The organism is Bradyrhizobium sp. CCBAU 45384 (assembly GCF_028128665.1).
Classification (GTDB): Bacteria; Pseudomonadota; Alphaproteobacteria; order Rhizobiales; family Xanthobacteraceae; genus Bradyrhizobium; species Bradyrhizobium manausense.
Genome location: NZ_LBIZ01000120.1, coordinates 62,873 through 81,058 on the forward strand (window position 1 = coordinate 62,873; position 18,186 = coordinate 81,058).

An 18,186-nucleotide genomic window follows, 5' to 3' on the forward strand; every position below is an offset into this window, starting at 1 on the left:
TGCAAAATAATACTTGAAAAGGAAAATATTTCCGTTTTGAATGTTTCAGCGGGGCCGGTGGTGCGCCGCGCCGGGGCGGCCACGCCCATCTTCGTTTCAAGAAACTTCAGGAGAGCGCCGTGACAGTTGTCCTTCCCACGCCAGCCCAGCTTCGCAGCGTCGCCGAGCAGTGCGGCCTTTCGCTGACCGACGACGATGTCGCCTCGTTCCGCGGCCTGATGCAGGGCTCGATCGAGGCCTACAATCTCGTCGCCGCGATGCCCGACGAGCTGCCCGAGGTGAAATACCCGCGCACGCCGGGCTACCGGCCCTCTGCGGAGGAGAACCCTCGCAATGCCTGGTATCGCAAATCGACAGTAAAGGGTGCGGCGAGCGGCAAGCTCAAGGGCAAGACGGTGGCTCTGAAGGACAACATCATGCTGGCCGGCGTTCCCATGACCAACGGCTCATCGACCCTGGAAGGTTATGTGCCCGATTTCGATGCCACCATCGTCACGCGCATGCTGGATGCCGGCGCCGAGATCAAGGGCAAGGTGCATTGCGAACATTTCTGCCTGTCGGGCGGCAGCCACACCGGCTCCTACGGGCCGGTGCACAATCCGCACAAGATGGGCTACTCGGCCGGCGGCTCGTCGTCAGGCTCGGGCGTCGTGGTTTCGCTCGGCGAGGTGGACATGGCGATCGGCGGCGATCAGGGCGGCTCGATCCGCATGCCGTCCTCGTTCTGCGGCGTCTACGGCATGAAGCCGACCTGGGGCCTCGTGCCCTACACCGGCATCATGCCGATCGAGATCTACGTCGATCATACCGGTCCGATGACGGCGAGCGTCGCCGACAACGCGCTGCTGCTCGAAGTGCTCGCCGGCGATGATGGCTACGACCCGCGCATCAAGGCGCCGAAGGTCGAGGAATACACCAAGGCGCTCGGCCAGGGCGTCAAGGGCATGAAGATCGGCATCCTCAAGGAGGGCTTCGAGCAGCCGGGAGCGGAAGCCGCGGTGAATGAAAGCGTTCGCGAGGCGGCAAAGCGCTTCAAGGATCTCGGCGCCAGCGTCGAGACGGTGTCGATCCCGATGCATCTCCTCGGCGGCGCGATCTGGACGCCCATCGGCACCGAAGGTCTGACCCAGACCATGATGTTTGGCGATGGCTACGGGCTCAGCCGCGGCGATCTCTATTCGACTTCGCTGATGGATTTTCATCGCGGCTGGCGCCGACAGGCCGATTCGCTGTCCGAGACCACGAAACTGTTCATGATGCTCGGCACCTACATCAACAATAACTTTGGTCCTCGCTTCTACGGCAAGGCGCTGAACATCTCGCGGCGGCTGACCGCAGCCTATGACAAGGCGTTCAGCGATTACGATCTGCTGCTGATGCCGACCACGCCGATGAAGGCGACCAAGCTGCCGGAGCCCAATGCCAGCCGCGAGGAGTACGTCGCCCGCGCGCTGGAGATGATCTCCAACACCGCTCCGTTCGACATCACGCATCATCCCGCGATGTCGTTGCCCTGCGGCATGGTCGACGGCCTGCCGGCCGGCCTGATGCTGGTCGGCCGGATGTTCGAGGAATCCACGATCTACCGCGCCGCGCATGCGTTCGAGCAGATCGGCGACTGGAAGAAGATGTGAGCGAAGTGTTGATACAGACGGGCGGACCAGAGCGTTTTCGAGCGAAGTGGATGCCGGTTCGCGTGAAGAAAACGCGTCAAAACAAGAATCCATCGCATGGCTAACGCGTTCGTCGCGGCGTTCGAAATCCTGAGCTTTGGCGCGATCATCGTCCTGATCGTGCTGGGGCTCGGGATCATTGCCAGCATGATGGGCATCTTCAACTTCGCGCAGGGCGAGTTCGTCCTGCTCGGGGCCTACATCACCTATCTCGCCTATTCCAGGGGCCTGCCGATCTGGGCCGGCATGGTCGCGGCACCCTTCCTGGTCGGTGCGCTCGGCTTCGTGCTGGAGGCGCTGATCATCCGCCGCTTCTATGCCGCGCCGATCGTGGCCATGCTCGGCACCTACGCGCTCGGCCTGATCATCCGCGAAGCCGTGCGCGGGCTGATCGGCGGCTTCTATCTCACCGTGCCCGAGCCGATCGGCGGCTCGATCGACATCGGCACCATGCACATCTCGGCCTGGCGCTTCACCATCATCGTCATCACGCTCCTGGTGATGGCCGGTTGCTATCTGCTGCTGTCGCGCACCAGCTTTGGCCTGCGCATGCGCGCCACGCTGGAGAACCCGTCGCTGGCCCGGGCGTCGGGCATTTCGACGCCGCTGATGTACGGCGCCACCTTCGCTTTCGGGTCGGCGCTGGCCGGCCTTGCCGGTGCGCTGATCGTGCCGGTGTTCAGCCTCTATGCCGATCTCGGCATCCGCTTCCTGATCCAGGGCTTTGTCGCCGTCATGGTCGGCGGTGTCGGCTCCTTCATTGGTCCGGTCGCCGGTGCCGGCGTCATCGGCACGCTCAGCGCCGCGCTGCCATGGATCATGGCGCCCGTGGTCGCCGATGTCCTCGTTTTCGTGCTCGCAATTGCCTTCATCAAATTCCGGCCGCAGGGCCTCATCGCTGGAAAAGGGGTTTAGTCATATGTTCGATCGTCAACTCTCACGCCGCCGCTTCCTGTCCAATTTCGCTTTTGCCTCCGGCGCAGTCGCAACCGGGGTCGGCAGCTGGGTGATCCCGGCGCCCTGGGCCAACGCGGCCGAAGCCCCGATCAAGGTCGGCATCGCCACCGACCTCACCGGACCGATCGCCTATGCCGGCAATGCCGACGCCAATGTCGCCAAGATGGTGATCAAGGACATCAACACTGCAGGCGGTCTGCTCGGTCGTCCGCTCGAGCTCTATATCGAGGACACCGCGTCGAATGAATCGGTCGCCGTCGGCAACGTCCGAAAACTGATCCAGCGCGACAAGGTCGACATGGTGCTGGGCGGCATCACCTCGTCGATGCGCAACGCGATCAAGGACCCGATCGTGGCGCGCGGCAAGACGCTCTATATCTATCCGCAGCTCTACGAGGGCAAGGAGTGCACGCCCTATCTGTTCTGCACCGGCCCGACGCCGGCGCAGCAATGCGACGAGTTCATTCCCTGGCTGATCAAGAATGGCGGCAAGAAGTTCGCGCTGCCGAGCGCCAATTATGTCTGGCCGCACACGCTCAACGTCTACGCCCGCAAGGTGATCGAGCAGAACGGCGGCGAGGTCGTGTTCGAGGAATACTATCCGCTCGACCAGATCGACTTCTCCTCGACCGTCAACCGGATCATCTCCAACAAGGTCGACGTCGTCTTCAACACCGTCATCCCGCCTGGCGTCGGTCCGTTCTTCAAGCAGCTCTATGAAGCCGGCTTCCTCAAGAACGGCGGGCGTCTCGCCTGCGTCTACTATGACGAGAACACGCTCAACATCAATCAGGCGAGCGAGATCGAGGGCCTTGCGAGCTGCCTCGACTATTTCAAGGTGCTGACCAAGGAGAACCCGTTCGACGCCAAGATCCAGGCGGCTTACGAGAAGGATTTTCCAGGCAACTTCCTGTTCGCCGCCGGCAGCGCGGCGACCGGCACCTATCGCGGCCTCAAGCTGTGGGAGGCCGCCGTCAAGGAAGCCGGCAAGATCGACCGTGACTCGGTTGCGGCCGCGCTCGATCACGCCAAGATCGCCGAAGGTCCGGGCGGACCGGCCGAGATGGTGCCGGGCAAGCGGCACTGCAAGATGAAGATGTACACGGCGGTCGCCAAGGGCGGGAATTACGAGATCGTCGGTCGCAGCGACGGCCTCGTCGATCCCAAGGAATGCTGATCTTTCTGCACCTCTCCCACAGGGAGAGGTCGGATCGCATCGGCGATGCGAAGCATCGTCCGGTGCGATCCGGGTGAGGGGATCCGGTCTCACTGGATGCTGCGGCCCCTCACCCGGATTGCTCCGCAATCGGACCTCTCCCCGACGGGGAGAGGTGCAGCGTCAGCCACAAGGTGCTTTAGTTCGAAATGCTGAAATCTATGAGCGCTGTGAAACAGGCGATCCCCGCCGAGATCGGCGGGGAGACGGACGCTGCCATGACTGAACGCATAGCGACGGCCCGGGCTGTCGCTGGTCGAAAGGTCCTGCCGATCGTCGAGGGCGTGGTGCTGATCGCCGCGCTGCTCGCGCCGCTGGTGCTGCAGGATTATCTCACGGTGTTCGCGACGCGGGTGGTCATCCTGGCGCTGTTCGCGCTGTCGTTCGATCTGGTCTGGGGCTATGCCGGCATCATGAGCTTCGGCCAGGCCTTGTTCTTCGGTTCGGCCGGCTATGGCGTCGCGCTGCTGGCGCGCGATCTCGACGTCACCAACATCTTCCTGGTGCTTCCCGCGGGCACGCTCATCGGCCTCACCTTCTCGCTGCTGCTCGGCGGCTTCCTGCTGCTGGGACGGCATCCCTCCAGCGTGATCTTCGTCTCGCTCGGCACGCTGACCGGCTCCTACGCCGCCGATCGTCTCGCCCGCGGCTGGTATTATCTCGGCGGCCAGAACGGCATTCCCTCGATCGCGCCGATGACGCTTGGCGGCTATGAATTCTCGGAAGGCCCGGCGTTCTATTATCTCGTGCTCGGCATTCTCGTCGTGGTCTATCTGCTGTGCCGCTTCCTGGTGCGCTCGCAATTTGGTCTCGCACTCGCGGGCCTGCGCGAGAACGAGCAGCGCATCGCCTTTTTCGGCTACAAGGCGCAGCACCTGAAAGCGATCATCTTCGCGATCGGCGGCGCCGTCGCAGGCCTTGCCGGCAGCCTCTATGCCTTCCACGAAGGTTTTGTGTGGCCCAACATGGTCGGCGTCGTGGTCTCGACCCAGGTCGTGCTCTACGTGCTGTTCGGTGGCTCCGGCACGCTGATCGGCGCCGTCATCGGCACCGTCATCGTCGAGGGCGTCAGCTTCTGGCTGTCGGATAATTACCGCGACATCTGGCCGATCATTCTGGGCGTGTTGCTGCTGCTCGTCATCCTGTTCCGTCCGCTCGGCCTGATCAGTTTTGTCCTCGGCGAGCGCGAGCGGGTCGGCAGCTTCGGTGCAACAATCAAGGGGAAGCGAAATGCCGCTCCTTGAAGCCGCCGGCATCTCGAAAATCTTCGGCAAGCTCACCGCGCTCGACGGCGCCGCGCTCAGCGTCGGCGAGAACGAGTTTCATGGCCTGATCGGGCCGAACGGCTCCGGCAAGAGCACGCTGATGAAGTGCATCGCCGGCGCCGAAGTGCCGACGCAGGGCAAGGTGAGCTTCATCAACACCGACATCACCGCCTTCACGCCGACCGAGCGCGCCCGCGCCGGCATGAGCCTGAAATTCCAGATCACGTCGGTGCTGCCGTCGCTGACGCTGTATGACAACATCCTGCTGGCCCTGCAGGCGCAATCCTCGCTGCTCGATCTCGTGTTCTCGCGCACGCGCGGTGCGCTCCATGATCAGGTCATGGCCATGCTGACGCAATTCCGTCTCGCCGACCGCGCCTTCGATGCGGCGGCCGCGCTGTCGCACGGCCAGCAGCAATGGCTGGAGATCGCGATGGCGCTCGCGGGCAAACCCAGATTGCTGCTGCTCGACGAGCCCACCGGCGGCATGAGCCTGGAGGAGCGCCGCGTCACCGGCGAACTGCTGCAGCCGATCAAAGAGCATTGCTCGCTCGTCATCGTCGAGCACGACCTCGATTTCATCCGCGACATCTGCGATCGCCTCACCGTGCTCGACCAGGGCAAGGTGCTGGCGTCAGGTACCGTGCCCGAGATCCAGGCCAACCCATCCGTCCAGGAGATTTATCTGCGCCGTGCCTGAATTTTTGCACATCAAGCATCTCGACGCCGGCTATGGCCGCAGCCAGGTGCTGTTCGACGTCAACCTCGGCATCCCCTGGCGCGGCGGTGTTGCCGTGCTCGGGCGCAACGGCGCGGGCAAGACCACGCTGATGAAGACTATCGTCGGCGAGCTGCCGGCGTGGAAGGGCGAGCTCGGCTTCGACGGCCGCGACATCAGCCGCAGGCGGCCCGAGCAGCGCGTCCGCGCCGGTATCGGCTATGTGCCGCAAGAGCATTCGGTGTTCGCGCGCCTGTCGGTGCGTGACAATCTCGCGGTCGGCTCGCTTTTCAACAAGGATGCCACTGCGGTCGACCGCGTGCTGGCGATCTTCCCGAAGCTCGGCCAGCGCCTCGACCAGCCCGCCGGCACGCTCTCCGGCGGCGAGCGCAAGATGCTCGCCATCGGCCGCGCCATGCTGGGAGATCCCAAGCTATTGCTGCTGGACGAACCCACTGAAGGCGTCTGGATCGGTGTGATCGAGGAGATCACCGAGCGCCTGATCGAGCTCGCGAAGAATATCGCCGTCATCATCGTCGAGCAGCACCTCGATCTGGCACTGCGCGTCGCCGACTACGCCTACGTCCTCGACCGCGGCCGCGTCGCGCTGCAAGGCGCCGCCGGCGAGGTGCGTGGCAATCCGGAGCTGATGCGGTATCTGGCGCCGTAGGCGGAGTCGAATTACGTGGCTCTCGCCCCGATCTCAACTGTCATGCCCCGCGAAGGCGGGGCATCCAGTACGCCGCGGCTTCTCGATTGATAACGACTGCTTCTGGAATACTGGATTCCCCGCCTTCGCGGGGAATGACAGCGTCAGTCTTGGACAGTTCGGCGGGAACGTGCGAAGCCTGCGCCTACTTCACCGCGCTAAAGCGGCTGTCGAACGAGTTCGACGACACCACCGGCGCTGCGCCAGCGAGCTGGCCGTTGCTGCTCGTCGTATCGCCCGCACCATTGCCCACGGACGGTCTCAGCGCGGGCCGGGTCGCCGCGACCTTGGTCTCGGCGGGCTTGGCCGGCTCGGCAGGCTTGGCGGCAACGGCCGGAGCGTCCTTCGACTTGTCGTGGCCGGGTATCAGCTTGGTCACCGCGGCCTTCAGCTTGGAGGTCGTGCTTGGCGCCGCGGGGGCCGGGGTCACCGATGCGGTGGCTTGCGGCGGCGGCGTGGTCGCCGTGGTGTCGGCGGTGCTGAAGCCCATCTTGCGGCCGAGATTGGAGAAGAAGCCGCCGGACTTCTCGGGCGCGGCGGCGGAGGCGACACGGGTGTTGGTTGCGGGCGCGCTGACGGCGACGACCGGCTCTTCCTGCGGGGCAGAGGCGACCGGCTCGAGATTCGGCTTCGGCGGGTTGACGGTGCCGGGGATGGTGCCCGGCGCCTTCGCCATCGCCAGCATCTGCAGCGTGTTGCCTTCGGCGCCTTCGGACAGGCCGGTCGAGCCTTCCGGAATCTTGGCAGCGAAGATCTTGTTCATGCCGCCGTCGATGCCGGTGTTCATGCGCGCCACCGGCGTGCCCTTGGCGACGAGCTTGTTGTACTCGGCCTCGTCGCGCTCCTGCTTCTCGCGCACGGCGCTGGCGATTTCTTCGGGGATCACATAGGCCGGGCACTTGGCGGAGGCGTCGAACACGGGTTCGCGCTTGGCATCGGGTGCCTTGGCCGCGTCGAACACGTATTTCTTCTCGCAGAAGTCGACCTTCGGCTCCTGCCGCGTCACCTCGAAATGATCATAGCCTTCCTTGATCATCTTCCAGAAGGCCATGTTCGGATTGTTGCGGTGCTTGGCCATGTTCACCGGCGTCATCCGGAACGGATAGGCCTGGAACTGGAACGCCTTCTGGCCGCCGAAGAAGGATTCGCGCCCGAGCGAATAGATCTCCGCGATCTGCTCGTCCGTCATGGCGTAGCAGCCGCGCGAAGAACAATCGCCGTGCACCATCAGCTGCGAGCCGGTGCGACCCAGCGCCTTGTCGAAGGCGTTGGGGAAGCCGGTGTTGAAAGAGAGGTAATAGGCCGACTGCGGATTCATCTGGCTCGGATTGATCGAGTAGAATCCTTCCGGCGCCTGACGATCGCCTTCGCGCACCTTCGGTCCCAAATCGCCCGACCAGCGGCAGATCGGATAGGTCTTGAGCAGCGCGAACCGGCCTGATCGGGTCTGCTTCCAGATCTCGAGCTCGGCCTCCTGCTTGAACAGGCGGATCAGGATCGGCGAATTCAGATCCATGTCCTTCTCGGCCATCGCGGCGACGAGCTTGGGCGGGACCGGCTGATTGGCCTTGGCGTTGGTCGCCAGCGACATCTGATCGGTATCGCAGCCGGCGAGCACAATGCTGGCGGCAAGCGCAACCGAAGCCAAGAGCGCGCGAGCAAGCGAACGAGAATTCAAGATGGACCCCACAACGTGCCGGGCGGAAGCGCGAACCCCTGATCTTGGAGCAAGGCCTGACCGGACAACCGGACGTTTTTCAGACCCAGCCCCAGCGCTTATGCCCTGAAGCCATTGATTAAAATTCTAACCTCCGCCCCTTCAGGTCGCAACCCGATCGGAAATCACGAGCCCGTTGGCGCGGCGGCGTGGTCAACAGAGACTTAAACTGGGCCGGAACTTGGACTTGGCAGCGAACCGGTACTGAGATCGCCGATTTGGGCAAAAAAAGGGTTAATGCGGGGTAACCGGGGGCTTCAGGGGGGTGCCGTAGGGTGGGCAAAGGCGCAAAGCGCCGTGCCCACGACTTGGTTCTTGCGGCCTGGAATGGTGGGCACGCTTCGCTTTGCCCACCCTACGGCACCGGAATCGAGGCGAATCAGCCCAGTTTCCGGCCGATATCGAGGAATTTCTGCCGGCGCTGCTTGCGGATGGCCTCGCCGTCCATGCCGCGGAGCTCGTCGAAGGCCTTGGCGATGGCGTCCCCGGTGGTGGCGATCATGGCGGCGGGATCGCGATGGGCGCCGCCGACCGGCTCCTTCAGGATGGCGTCGATCACCCCGAAGCGCAGCATGTCCTGGGCGGTGATCTTCATGTTGTTGGCGGCTTCCTGCGCCTTGGAGCCGTCGCGCCAGAGGATCGAGGAGGCGGCTTCCGGCGAGATCACGCTGTAGATCGCGTGCTCCAGCATCAAGACCTTGTTGGCGGTGGTGATGGCGATGGCGCCGCCCGACATGCCCTCGCCGGTGATGATGGCAACGTTCGGCACGGTCAGCGCCAGGCAGGCATCGGTCGAGCGCGCGATCGCCTCGGCCTGTCCCCGCTCCTCGGCGCCGATGCCGGGATAGGCGCCGGCGGAATCGGCCAGCGACAGCACCGGCAGGCCGAACCGCTCGGCCATCTCCATCAGCCGCACGCATTTGCGATAACCTTCCGGCCGCGCCATGCCAAAGTTGTGCTTGATGCGGCTCTCGGTGGAATCGCCCTTTTCCTGGCCCATCACGCAGATTGCTTCGCCGCGGAAGCGGCCGAACCCTGCGACCAGCGCCTCGTCCTCGCCGAACTTGCGGTCGCCGGCGAGCGGGGTGAATTCGGTGATCAGGCCCTTGATGAAATCGTTGAAATGCGGCCGCTGCGGATGCCGCGCCACCAGCGTCTTCTGCCACGGCGTCAGGTTTTGATAGAGGTCGGCCAGCGCCTGCGCGGCCTTGTCCTCGATCCGGCCGATCTCCTCGGCAATGTCGGTGCCGGAGGCGGCCAGCGTCCTGAGCTGGTCGACCTTGGAGTCGAGCTCGGCGACGGGCTTTTCGAAGTCGAGATAGCTGCGCATCTGGTCTGGCATCGTTTCAATATAGGGGGACGGGACGACGAGGCGAAGCGAGGTTGGCTTCAGATAAAGAAGTGTAGCTTCTTCAAGGGTTTGACCTGTGCGCATCATGGAAGCGCGCCAAATCAGTGACAAGGCCACGGCTCTTTCTGCGGAGATGTGGCCGAAGTCAAGGCGGTTTCGCCCGCCGCGGAGCGGCGGCGGCTACTTCTCCGCCAGCGGGTGCAGGTCGCGCACCAGGCTCTTCAGCCGCTCCTCGACGACGTGGGTGTAGATCTGCGTCGTCGAAATGTCGGTGTGGCCGAGCAGGGTCTGCACGATGCGCAAATCCGCGCCGTTATGCAGCAGGTGGCTGGCGAAGGCGTGCCGCAGCACGTGCGGAGAGACCAGCCGCGCCTGCAGTCCCGAGGCGACCGCGAGCTCCTTGAGGTCGCGGGCAAAATGCTGCCGCGTCAGATGCCCGCTCTCGCCGAAGGAGGGAAACAGCCATTTCGAGGCGGCGAGGCTGCCCTTCTTCTCCCCTTTCGCAGCTTCCGTTGCGGCGAGGTAATCCGCCATCGCCTGCCGCGAAGCCTCGTTCAGTGGTACCAGCCGTTCCTTGTTGCCCTTGCCGCGCACCACGATCATGCGGGCGTCGCGCTTGGCGGCCGAGCGCGGCAGCGACACCAATTCGGAGACGCGCAGGCCCGTGGCGTAGAGCACCTCGAGCAGGCAATAGAGCCGCAAGGCCCGCAGCCGCTGCGAGGGCGAGGCGTCCGCCGCCTCGCTCATCTCCTTGGCGCGGCGGAGCATGCGGTCGACGTCCGAGATCGACAGCACCTTGGGCAGGCCGCGGCCACGCTTGGGGCCGGACAGGATCGCGGCGGGATCTTCGGTCCGGATGCGCTCGTTCAGCAGAAAGCGGAACAGATGCCGCATCGCCGACAGCCGCCGCGCCACGCTGGAGGATTTGAAGCCGCGCGCATCGAGGTCGCCAAGATAGTCGCGCAGCGTTTGCGTCTCGGCGTCGACAAAGCTATGGCCGACACGGGTCAGAAACTCGGAGAAATCGGTGAGGTCGCGTCTGTAAGCATCGAGTGTGTTGGGCCCGGCGCCCTGTTCCGCCGCGAGCATGTCGAGGAACAGGCCGGTGAGCTTGGCATCGGAGGGCATGACGGCAGAGGGCTTGACGTCTGGGGGCTTGGCGGAGGATTTGCGCATGCCCTTCAGGCTAGCTCCTATTTCTTGAGAAACTTATCCGGCGGGATCGTCACCGTCATTTCCCGCGGCTTCGGATTGACGAAGTTGGCCAGCGCGAACACCGCGCCATAGACGATGCCGGCGATCACGGCGACGACCGTCAGGAAGCGGAACAGGCTGGGCATCGGGCAAGGTCTCGACGAGGGTCTTGATACGGGTCTTGAACAGGCAAATTAACCAATGAAATCATCCAACATGTTCGCCGTTTCGTGGCAAGAGTCCTCTGGCGAGGGCCCCGAGGGGGTCGTATAGGTGGCCCGGATGCCGCCTTTAGCGGCAGTGTGAGATCCAATCGAGCGAGATAATGTCCGACGTCGTATTGCCAGCACAAGCGAGCCCGGAGGCCGACATCCTGTCGGCGCTGGGGCTGCGTTCGATCGTGCTGGTCGGCATGATGGGCGTCGGCAAGTCCACCATCGGCCGCCGCATGGCTCTCAGGCTCAAGCTGCCCTTTGTCGACGCCGACACCGAGATCGAGGCCGCGGCCGGCATGACCATACCGGAGATTTTCGAGCGCCACGGTGAGCCGTATTTCCGCGACGGCGAGGCCCGTGTGATCGCGCGCTTGCTCGAGGGCGGGCCGGTGGTGCTGGCAACCGGCGGCGGCGCCTTCATGCGCGAGGAGACGCGCAGCCGCATCGCGGCGAAAGCGATCTCGATCTGGCTCAGGGCAGACCACGACGTCATCATGCGGCGGGTGCGCCGCCGCGCCGATCGTCCCTTGCTGCAGACCGCCGATCCCGAGGGAACCGTGACGCGGCTGCTCACCGAGCGCGAGCCGGTTTATGGCAAGGCCAACATCACCATTGCCTCGCGCGACGTGCCGCATGACAAGATCGTTGAGGAATGCATCGAGACGCTGCACGCCTATCTCTGTGGTCCACCACCAGCCCAATCTCCTGCCGATGTCGCGAGTGCCGTTCGATGACCGCACCCCTGAAACATTCCGACCCTGTTCATGTCGACGTCGCGCTCGGGGATCGCGCCTATGACATCGTCATCGGCCGCGGCGTGCTGGCCTCGCTCGGCGAGCGCGTTGCCGCGTTGCGCCCGGGTGTGCGCACCGCCATCGTCACCGACCGCACCGTCGCAAAATACTGGCTCGAGCCGGCGGAAGCCTCGCTCGCAGCTAGCGGCATTCCGACCGCGCGCGTCGTCGTCGAGGAAGGCGAGATTTCGAAAACCTATGCGGGCCTGGAAAAGGTCAGCGAAGCCCTGATCGCCGCCAAGATCGAGCGCAACGATCTCGTCATCGCGCTCGGCGGCGGCGTGGTCGGCGATCTCGCCGGCTTTGCCGCCGCGATCCTGCGCCGCGGCGTCGATTTCGTGCAGGTGCCGACCTCGCTGCTGGCGCAGGTCGATTCCTCCGTCGGTGGCAAGACCGGGATCAACTCGCCGCAGGGCAAGAATCTGCTCGGCGCCTTCCACCAGCCGGTGCTTGTCATTGCCGACACCGCGGTGCTCGACACGCTGTCGCCGCGGCAGTTCCGCGCCGGCTATGCCGAGGTCGCCAAATACGGCGTGCTCGGCGACGAGGCCTTCTTCACTTGGCTGGAGAAGAACCATTCCGACATCTTCAAGGGCGGCTCGGCTCGCGAGCATGCGATCGCGACCTCCTGCCGCGCCAAGGCGGGCGTGGTCTCGCGCGACGAGCGCGAGACCGGCGAGCGCGCGCTGCTCAATCTCGGCCACACTTTTGGCCACGCGCTGGAAGCCGCGACCGGTTTTTCGGATCGCCTGTTCCACGGCGAAGGCGTTGCCATCGGCATGACGCTGGCGGCGCAGTTCTCCGCAAAGCTCGGCATGATCGCGGAGGCGGACGCGATGCGCGTCGAGCGCCACCTGATCGCGGCAGGCCTCCCGACCCGCTTGCAGGACATTGCCGGCTTTGCGCAGGAAGGTCTTGCGGATGCCGACGCGCTGATGGCGCTGATGGCCCAGGACAAGAAGGTCAAGCGCGGCAAGCTCACCTTCATCCTGCTGGAGGCCGTCGGGCGCGCCGTCATCGCCAAGGATGTCGAGCCGGCGCCGGTGCGCGACTTCCTGAAGGACAAGCTCGCGCAAAAGGCTTGATGCGCGGCTGAACGATCAAAGCGTTTTCGAGCGAAGTGGATACCGGTTCGCGTCAAGAAAACGCGTCAAAACAAGAGCTTTGAGAGTCTCATGGATTGGCTCGGCTTCACCATCGTCATCATCTGCCTGCTGGTCTCGGGCTTCTTTGCCGCGAGCGAGACCGCGCTCACCGGTGCCTCGCGCGCCAGCATGCTCAGACTCTCCAAGCAAGGTAATCGCGACGCCGACGTGGTCTCGCAGCTGCTCGACATGCGCGAGCGCCTGATCGGCGCACTGCTGCTCGGCAACAACATCGCCAATATCACCGCCTCGGCGCTTGCGACTTCCATCTTCACCGCCTGGTTCGGCGATGTCGGCGTGCTCTATGCCACCGGCGTGATGACGGCGCTGGTCGTGATCTTCGCGGAGGTGCTGCCCAAGACCATCGCCATCAACGCGCCGGATCGCATGGCGCTCGCGGTGGCGCGCCCGATGCGGCTGACCATGTATGTGCTGGGGCCGCTGCTGCGGGTGGTGGAGGTCATCGTCCGCGTCTTGATGCGTCTGTTCGGCCTCGCCGGCGAGCACCAAGCGATCCTGTCGCCGACCGAGCGCCTGCGCGGCGCGGTCGACCTGTTGCATCACGAGGGCAAGGTCGAGAAGCAGGACCGCGACATGCTCGGCGGCCTGCTGGACTTACGCGAACTCCAGGTCTCCGACGTCATGATCCATCGCACCGAGATGATGATGATCAACGCCGACATGCCGCCGGACGATCTGGTGCGCGAGGTGCTGGCGACCGAATACACCCGCATCCCGCTCTGGCGCGAGAAGCCGGAAAACATCATCGGTGTGCTCCATGCCAAGGATCTGTTGCGCGCGATCCGCGCCTCCGACGGCGATACCTCGCGCATCGACGTCTCCACCATTGCGCTGCCGCCCTGGTTCGTGCCGGAGATGCGGCCGCTCGCCGAGCAGCTCAAGGCGTTCCGCCGGCGAAAAACCCATTTCGCGCTCGTGGTCGACGAGTATGGCGAAGTTGAAGGTCTGGTGACGCTGGAAGACATTCTGGAAGAGATCGTCGGCGACATCTCCGACGAGCATGACGTCGTGGTCGCGGGCGTGCGCGCCCAGCCTGACGGCTCCGTCGTGGTCGACGGCTCGGTACCGATCCGTGACCTCAACCGCGCCATGGACTGGCGCCTGCCTGATGAAGAGGCAACCACGGTCGCTGGCCTCGTCATTCACGAAGCGCGCTCGATCCCCGACCGCGGCCAGAGCTTTACCTTCCACGGTTTCCGTTTCCGCGTCCTGCGCCGCGAACGCAACCGCATCACCGCGCTCCGTATTTCACCGGTCCCGCGCGAGGCCGAGATGGAAGAGGTGAAGCCGAGACGGGCGGGGACGTCGTTCTAGCCTTCAGTCATTCCGGGGCGATGCGAAGCATCGAACCCGGAATCTCGAGATTCCGGGTTCGGCTCTTCGAGCCGCCCCGGAATGACTGAGCTAATTTTCCCCCGGCGCCTGCGCGTGGATCGCCAGCGCATGCACGCGGCCGGAAAGTTCCGCGGCCAGCGCCGCATTTATCATGCGGTGACGGTCGACCCGGCTCTTCCCTTTGAAGGCCTCAGACACGATATAGACACGGAAATGCGTCTCGCCGCTCGGCCGATGGCCGGAATGGCCCTCATGCAAATGTGACTCGTCGACGACTTGCAGGCTTTCCGGCGTGAAAGCTTCCTGCAACTTGTTGCTGATAGTATCTTTCATAACCATGAGTGCCATTAAATCCTGCGATCGCGCTCCGTCAATTGCATAGGCCGCCTCCGGCGGCCGTACTTCAACGGATGCCGAAGTGAAACTTCGGCTACGGGTTTCGTTCTAATTGCAATGTCAAGACTTGAAGGTTTTTGCATTGCGTAGTCAAAGTCAGCCATGCCGATCGATTCATCAAAGTTCTTCGACTCCATCCGTGTGAAGCCGCGGGGCAAGCAGGCCGAAGTGAAGCCGCGCGACACTGCGGTCGGTTGCGAATGGGCCGGGTGCCAGAACAAGGGCGCGCACCGCGCGCCGAAGGGCCGCGAGAACCAGCGTGAGTACTGGCACTTCTGCCTGGACCACGTGCGCGAGTACAACCAGAACTACAATTTCTTCTCCGGCATGAACGCCGACGCCGTCGCGCGCTATCAGAAGGACGCGCTGACCGGCCATCGCCCGACCTGGAAGATGGGCGCCAATGGCGGCAAGAAGGGTGCGGAAGCCGAGATCGACATGGCGTCCGATCCGTTCAGCATGTTCAGTGAGATCAACGGCCGCGCCAGCTGGCGCAAGGGCCCGGAGGCCGAGCCCAAGGCCGAAACGCGCAAGGTCATGAACGCCGAGCGCAAGGCGCTCCAGGTCATGGGCCTCGGCCCGAATTCCACCCTCGCCGACGTCAAGAGCAAGTACAAGGCGCTGGTCAAGCAGCACCACCCCGACGCCAACGGCGGCGACCGCTCCACCGAGGATCGCCTGATCGAGATCATCAAGGCGTATAATTATCTGAAGACGGTGGTGCGGGAGGCGTAAGGGCTTCCCGGTGTCGTCCCGGCTTTCGCCGCGGCGACAGTATCGTAGGGTGGGCAAAGCGTAGCGTGCCCACGCATTTTTTTTGTGATCGAGAGAGATGGTGGGCACGGCGCAAACGCGCCTTTGCCCGCCCTACGATTGCTACGATTGCTACGATTGCTTGCTCGCGGCGACATCCGCGATACCTCACCCCTCCGGCATCGCCCCCACATAGGACGAGCTCGGCCGGATCAACCGCCCGGTCCGCTGCTGCTCGCGTGCATGCGCGGTCCAGCCGGCGCTACGCGCCACCGCGAAGATCGGGGTGAACGCCTGCCTTGGGATCGCCAGCGCATCGAGCAGGATCGCGGTGAAGAATTCGACATTGGTCTCCAGCGGCCGGTTCGGATTCTTCTTGCGCAAGGCTGCGCGGATATAGGCTTCGACCTCGCCGGCAAACGGCAGGTCGGTGCCGTTGGAGGCCAGCGCCTCGACCGCGGTCTTGAGCACATCCGCACGCGGATCGCGCACGCGATAGACGCGATGGCCAAAGCCCATCATGCGCTCGCCGCGTGCCAGCGCCGCATCGACCCAGGGCTGGATCCGCTCGCGCGTGCCGATCGCATCCAGCATTTCCAGCACTGGCTCCGGCGCGCCGCCATGCAGCGGACCGGTCAGCGCGCAATAGCCGGCGGTGACGGCGGCGAACAGATCGGCCTGTGTCGAGGCGACGACGCGCGCGGTGAAGGTCGAGGCGTTCATGCCGTGGTCGCTGGCGGTGACGAGATAGGCATCGAGCGCGGTGACCTCGCGCGCTGCGGGCGCCCGCCCGTGCAGCATACGCAGCGTATCGGCGGCGTGGCTCACGGTCGGATCAGGCGCGACCGGGTCGAGCCCTTTCGCGCGGCGGACCAGCGCGCCGGCGATCACCGGAAACGCGCCGACGATGGTCGCTTCATGCTCCAGCCCGTGCTCGGCGCGGAGGCCCGCAACCGCTGCACGAAATCCGTCGATGATGCCCATGCCGCGCGCTGCCGGCAGCAGCTCGTCCAGCCGCGCGAAGGCCCGCTCGCGTGCCGCGCCGAGGCTCGCCCGCACATTGGCTTCGGTGAGGGTGGTCTTGCTGGCGCCGTTCCAGAGCCGGGCGGTGACGCCCTCGAAGCTGGAGATCGCGGCGAGGCGGCCGACATGCTCGCCCGCGATGATCAGCTCGCCGCGTTCACCGTCGACATGGCTCAGCACGGTTTCGGCCGCGGGAACGCCGTCCAGCCCGATCTGGCTTTTGGTGAGGTGGATGTTCATGGCCCAAATCTCCCTTTTTGCACTGCACCTGGAGAAGATCAGGCCTCTCGACAGATTGATCAATCTTGATTACATGAATCAATATGAAAAATTCCGACGGCCTTTACCTCTCTGCCCGGGAAGCTGCTGCCGAGCTCGCGATCTCGCCGGCGACCCTTTACGCCTATGTCAGCCGCGGCCTGATCCGCTCCGAGCCGACGCCGGACTCGCGCAAGAACCGCTATCGCGCCGAGGACGTCCGCGCCTTGAAGGAGCGCCGGGTGCCGTCGCCGGAGCCGCGCGGCCTGCGCAGCTTCGATGCCGACTTGCCTGTGATGGACACGGAGATCTCGACCATCACCGAGGAGGGCGCGATCTATCGCGGCGTGAACTGCATCGATCTCGCCGAGAACGACACGCTGGAGCACACGGCAACGCTGCTCTGGGACGTCTCCGACGTCGATCCGTTCGCGCCTGACAACCAGCCGAAGATCTCCGAGGAGATGCGCACGATCGCGCAAGCCGCGCGGCGCGCAGCGCCGATCGATCGCGCCATCGCGGTGCTTGCATTGGCGGCCAGCGCCGATTCCCGCGCCTTCACCCGCGCGCCCGATGGCCGTGCGCTGGTCGGCGCGCGCATCGTCCGGCTGCTAGTTGCCACCATGCTGAATGCCGAGCCGTCATCCGAGCCGCTGCATCAGCAGATCGCGCGCGCCTGGGCTCCCGATAACAAGCACGCGCCTGATCTGATCCGACGCGCACTGGTGCTGCTCGCCGACCACGAATTGAATGCGTCGACCTTCACCGCGCGCTGCGCGGCCTCGACCGGGCTCAATCTCTATGATGCCGTGATCGCCGGCCTCGCTGCGCTGAAAGGCCCAAAGCATGGCGGCGCCGGCGTGCTCGCCTCGCAACTGGTCAAGGCGCTGGTCGATCGTGACGTCGAGCCGATGGTGCGCGAGCGCGTCGCGCTGGGCGAGCGCATTCCGGGCTTTGGCCACGGCGTCTACAAGCGCGGCGATCCCCGTGCACAATCGCTGCTGAACGCGCTGGCGCGCACTGGGGCGCCGCGCAAATTCACCAAAGAAGTGCCGGAGCGGATCGCGGAAGCGACCGGCGAGTTCGTCAACATCGACTACGTTCTCGCCGTGCTCGTCCACGCGCTGCGGCTGCCTGCCGGCAGCGAGCTCGCCTTGTTTGCCATGGCTCGCAGCGTCGGCTGGATCGCCCATGCCAGCGAGCAATTGCAGTTTGGGAAGTTGATCCGGCCAAGGGCGAGATATGTGGGGCCAGCGCCGGGGCGGAGGGCGGCAGCTGCGAGTTAAATATCTGGGCGCTCCACTCTCCGCTGTCGTCCCGGCGAAGGCCGGGACCCATACCGCGTGATTTATCGGTTGCGGACGCTAGCAGTACCGGACGACGAGTCTTCGCCAAACCGCTCTGTGGTCATGGGTCCCGGCCCCCGCGCGCAATTGCGCGCTCGGC

The 18,186-nt window shown here is 64.6% G+C and carries 17 protein-coding genes; 11 read left to right on the top strand and 6 right to left on the bottom strand.

Annotation, left to right across the window (positions count from 1 at the left end; all coding sequences use genetic code 11):
* Positions 1-119 precede the first annotated feature (119 nt).
* From XH80_RS40015 to XH80_RS40040, 6 genes are all read left to right on the top strand, one after another.
* Positions 120-1,634 (top strand): amidase, encoded by a 1,515-nt coding sequence (locus tag XH80_RS40015; RefSeq protein ID WP_271603380.1) that lies wholly within the window; start codon positions 120-122, stop codon positions 1,632-1,634.
* Positions 1,635-1,730: 96 nt separating this feature from the next.
* Positions 1,731-2,588, top strand: coding sequence for a branched-chain amino acid ABC transporter permease (locus tag XH80_RS40020; protein WP_271603381.1), 858 nt, complete (start codon positions 1,731-1,733; stop codon positions 2,586-2,588).
* Between the two features lie 4 nt (positions 2,589-2,592).
* Positions 2,593-3,807 carry a substrate-binding protein gene (locus XH80_RS40025; protein ID WP_220001267.1) on the top strand — a complete coding sequence of 405 codons (1,215 nt, stop codon included), beginning with the start codon at positions 2,593-2,595 and terminating at the stop codon, positions 3,805-3,807.
* 188 nt (positions 3,808-3,995) lie between these two features.
* The gene (locus tag XH80_RS40030) at positions 3,996-5,090 is read left to right on the top strand and encodes a branched-chain amino acid ABC transporter permease (RefSeq protein WP_271603382.1); all 1,095 of its coding nucleotides are present in this window, start codon (positions 3,996-3,998) and stop codon (positions 5,088-5,090) included.
* The gene (locus tag XH80_RS40035) at positions 5,077-5,811 is read left to right on the top strand and encodes an ABC transporter ATP-binding protein (RefSeq protein WP_271603383.1); all 735 of its coding nucleotides are present in this window, start codon (positions 5,077-5,079) and stop codon (positions 5,809-5,811) included. The genes XH80_RS40030 and XH80_RS40035 overlap by 14 nt, the downstream gene beginning before the upstream one ends.
* Positions 5,804-6,499, top strand: a complete 696-nt coding sequence (locus XH80_RS40040) for an ABC transporter ATP-binding protein (RefSeq protein ID WP_271603384.1) — start codon at positions 5,804-5,806, stop codon at positions 6,497-6,499. Before XH80_RS40035 ends, XH80_RS40040 begins: the two co-directional genes overlap by 8 nt.
* Positions 6,500-6,683: 184 nt before the next feature.
* On the opposite strand, the gene XH80_RS40045 is transcribed toward XH80_RS40040, so the two are convergent.
* The 4 genes from XH80_RS40045 to XH80_RS40060 all read right to left on the bottom strand — a co-directional run bounded on the left by XH80_RS40045 (position 6,684) and on the right by XH80_RS40060 (position 10,946).
* Complete coding sequence (locus XH80_RS40045) at positions 6,684-8,216, bottom strand: L,D-transpeptidase family protein (protein WP_271603385.1); 1,533 nt, start codon at positions 8,214-8,216, stop codon at positions 6,684-6,686.
* A 418-nt stretch (positions 8,217-8,634) separates the two neighbouring features.
* Positions 8,635-9,597 carry an acetyl-CoA carboxylase carboxyltransferase subunit alpha gene (locus XH80_RS40050; RefSeq protein ID WP_271603386.1) on the bottom strand — a complete coding sequence of 321 codons (963 nt, stop codon included), beginning with the start codon at positions 9,595-9,597 and terminating at the stop codon, positions 8,635-8,637.
* Positions 9,598-9,786: 189 nt separating this feature from the next.
* On the bottom strand, positions 9,787-10,734 hold the full coding sequence (xerD, locus tag XH80_RS40055; RefSeq protein WP_271603944.1) for a site-specific tyrosine recombinase XerD: 948 nt from the start codon (positions 10,732-10,734) through the stop codon (positions 9,787-9,789).
* Positions 10,735-10,799: 65 nt separating this feature from the next.
* A complete protein-coding gene (locus tag XH80_RS40060; protein ID WP_057747440.1) occupies positions 10,800-10,946 on the bottom strand; it encodes a hypothetical protein in 147 nt (48 codons plus the stop codon).
* A 179-nt stretch (positions 10,947-11,125) separates the two neighbouring features.
* On the opposite strand from XH80_RS40060, the gene XH80_RS40065 reads away from it, so the two are divergent.
* The 3 genes from XH80_RS40065 to XH80_RS40075 all read left to right on the top strand — a co-directional run bounded on the left by XH80_RS40065 (position 11,126) and on the right by XH80_RS40075 (position 14,289).
* A complete protein-coding gene (locus XH80_RS40065; protein ID WP_271603387.1) occupies positions 11,126-11,749 on the top strand; it encodes a shikimate kinase in 624 nt (207 codons plus the stop codon).
* Entirely contained in the window at positions 11,746-12,894 is a 1,149-nt protein-coding gene (gene aroB, locus XH80_RS40070; protein WP_271603388.1) for a 3-dehydroquinate synthase, read from the top strand. Before XH80_RS40065 ends, aroB begins: the two co-directional genes overlap by 4 nt.
* Before the next feature lie 90 nt (positions 12,895-12,984).
* Positions 12,985-14,289, top strand: a complete 1,305-nt coding sequence (locus XH80_RS40075; RefSeq protein ID WP_057747443.1) for an HlyC/CorC family transporter — start codon at positions 12,985-12,987, stop codon at positions 14,287-14,289.
* A 90-nt stretch (positions 14,290-14,379) separates the two neighbouring features.
* On the opposite strand, the gene XH80_RS40080 is transcribed toward XH80_RS40075, so the two are convergent.
* Complete coding sequence (locus tag XH80_RS40080; protein WP_442868650.1) at positions 14,380-14,649, bottom strand: BolA family protein; 270 nt, start codon at positions 14,647-14,649, stop codon at positions 14,380-14,382.
* A 159-nt stretch (positions 14,650-14,808) separates the two neighbouring features.
* Here XH80_RS40080 and XH80_RS40085 point away from each other — a divergent pair, with 159 nt between their 5' ends.
* Positions 14,809-15,441, top strand: coding sequence for a J domain-containing protein (locus XH80_RS40085; protein ID WP_220001277.1), 633 nt, complete (start codon positions 14,809-14,811; stop codon positions 15,439-15,441).
* Between the two features lie 186 nt (positions 15,442-15,627).
* On the opposite strand, the gene XH80_RS40090 is transcribed toward XH80_RS40085, so the two are convergent.
* On the bottom strand, positions 15,628-16,722 hold the full coding sequence (locus XH80_RS40090) for a citrate synthase/methylcitrate synthase (protein WP_271603390.1): 1,095 nt from the start codon (positions 16,720-16,722) through the stop codon (positions 15,628-15,630).
* Positions 16,723-16,805: 83 nt separating this feature from the next.
* On the opposite strand from XH80_RS40090, the gene XH80_RS40095 reads away from it, so the two are divergent.
* Complete coding sequence (locus XH80_RS40095; RefSeq protein ID WP_271603391.1) at positions 16,806-18,026, top strand: citrate synthase family protein; 1,221 nt, start codon at positions 16,806-16,808, stop codon at positions 18,024-18,026.
* The last annotated feature ends 160 nt before the right edge of the window (positions 18,027-18,186 follow it).

Coding starts and splice junctions, on each gene's coding strand:
- XH80_RS40030 (WP_271603382.1), top strand. CDS start 3,996: ATGCTGAAATCTATGAGCGCTGTGAAACAGGCGATCCCCGCCGAGATC.
- xerD (WP_271603944.1), bottom strand. CDS start 10,734: ATGCCCTCCGATGCCAAGCTCACCGGCCTGTTCCTCGACATGCTCGCG.
- XH80_RS40085 (WP_220001277.1), top strand. CDS start 14,809: ATGCCGATCGATTCATCAAAGTTCTTCGACTCCATCCGTGTGAAGCCG.
- XH80_RS40050 (WP_271603386.1), bottom strand. CDS start 9,597: ATGCCAGACCAGATGCGCAGCTATCTCGACTTCGAAAAGCCCGTCGCC.
- XH80_RS40090 (WP_271603390.1), bottom strand. CDS start 16,722: ATGAACATCCACCTCACCAAAAGCCAGATCGGGCTGGACGGCGTTCCC.
- XH80_RS40075 (WP_057747443.1), top strand. CDS start 12,985: ATGGATTGGCTCGGCTTCACCATCGTCATCATCTGCCTGCTGGTCTCG.
- XH80_RS40095 (WP_271603391.1), top strand. CDS start 16,806: ATGAAAAATTCCGACGGCCTTTACCTCTCTGCCCGGGAAGCTGCTGCC.
- XH80_RS40065 (WP_271603387.1), top strand. CDS start 11,126: ATGTCCGACGTCGTATTGCCAGCACAAGCGAGCCCGGAGGCCGACATC.
- aroB (WP_271603388.1), top strand. CDS start 11,746: ATGACCGCACCCCTGAAACATTCCGACCCTGTTCATGTCGACGTCGCG.
- XH80_RS40080 (WP_442868650.1), bottom strand. CDS start 14,649: ATGGTTATGAAAGATACTATCAGCAACAAGTTGCAGGAAGCTTTCACG.
- XH80_RS40025 (WP_220001267.1), top strand. CDS start 2,593: ATGTTCGATCGTCAACTCTCACGCCGCCGCTTCCTGTCCAATTTCGCT.
- XH80_RS40060 (WP_057747440.1), bottom strand. CDS start 10,946: ATGCCCAGCCTGTTCCGCTTCCTGACGGTCGTCGCCGTGATCGCCGGC.
- XH80_RS40035 (WP_271603383.1), top strand. CDS start 5,077: ATGCCGCTCCTTGAAGCCGCCGGCATCTCGAAAATCTTCGGCAAGCTC.
- XH80_RS40020 (WP_271603381.1), top strand. CDS start 1,731: ATGGCTAACGCGTTCGTCGCGGCGTTCGAAATCCTGAGCTTTGGCGCG.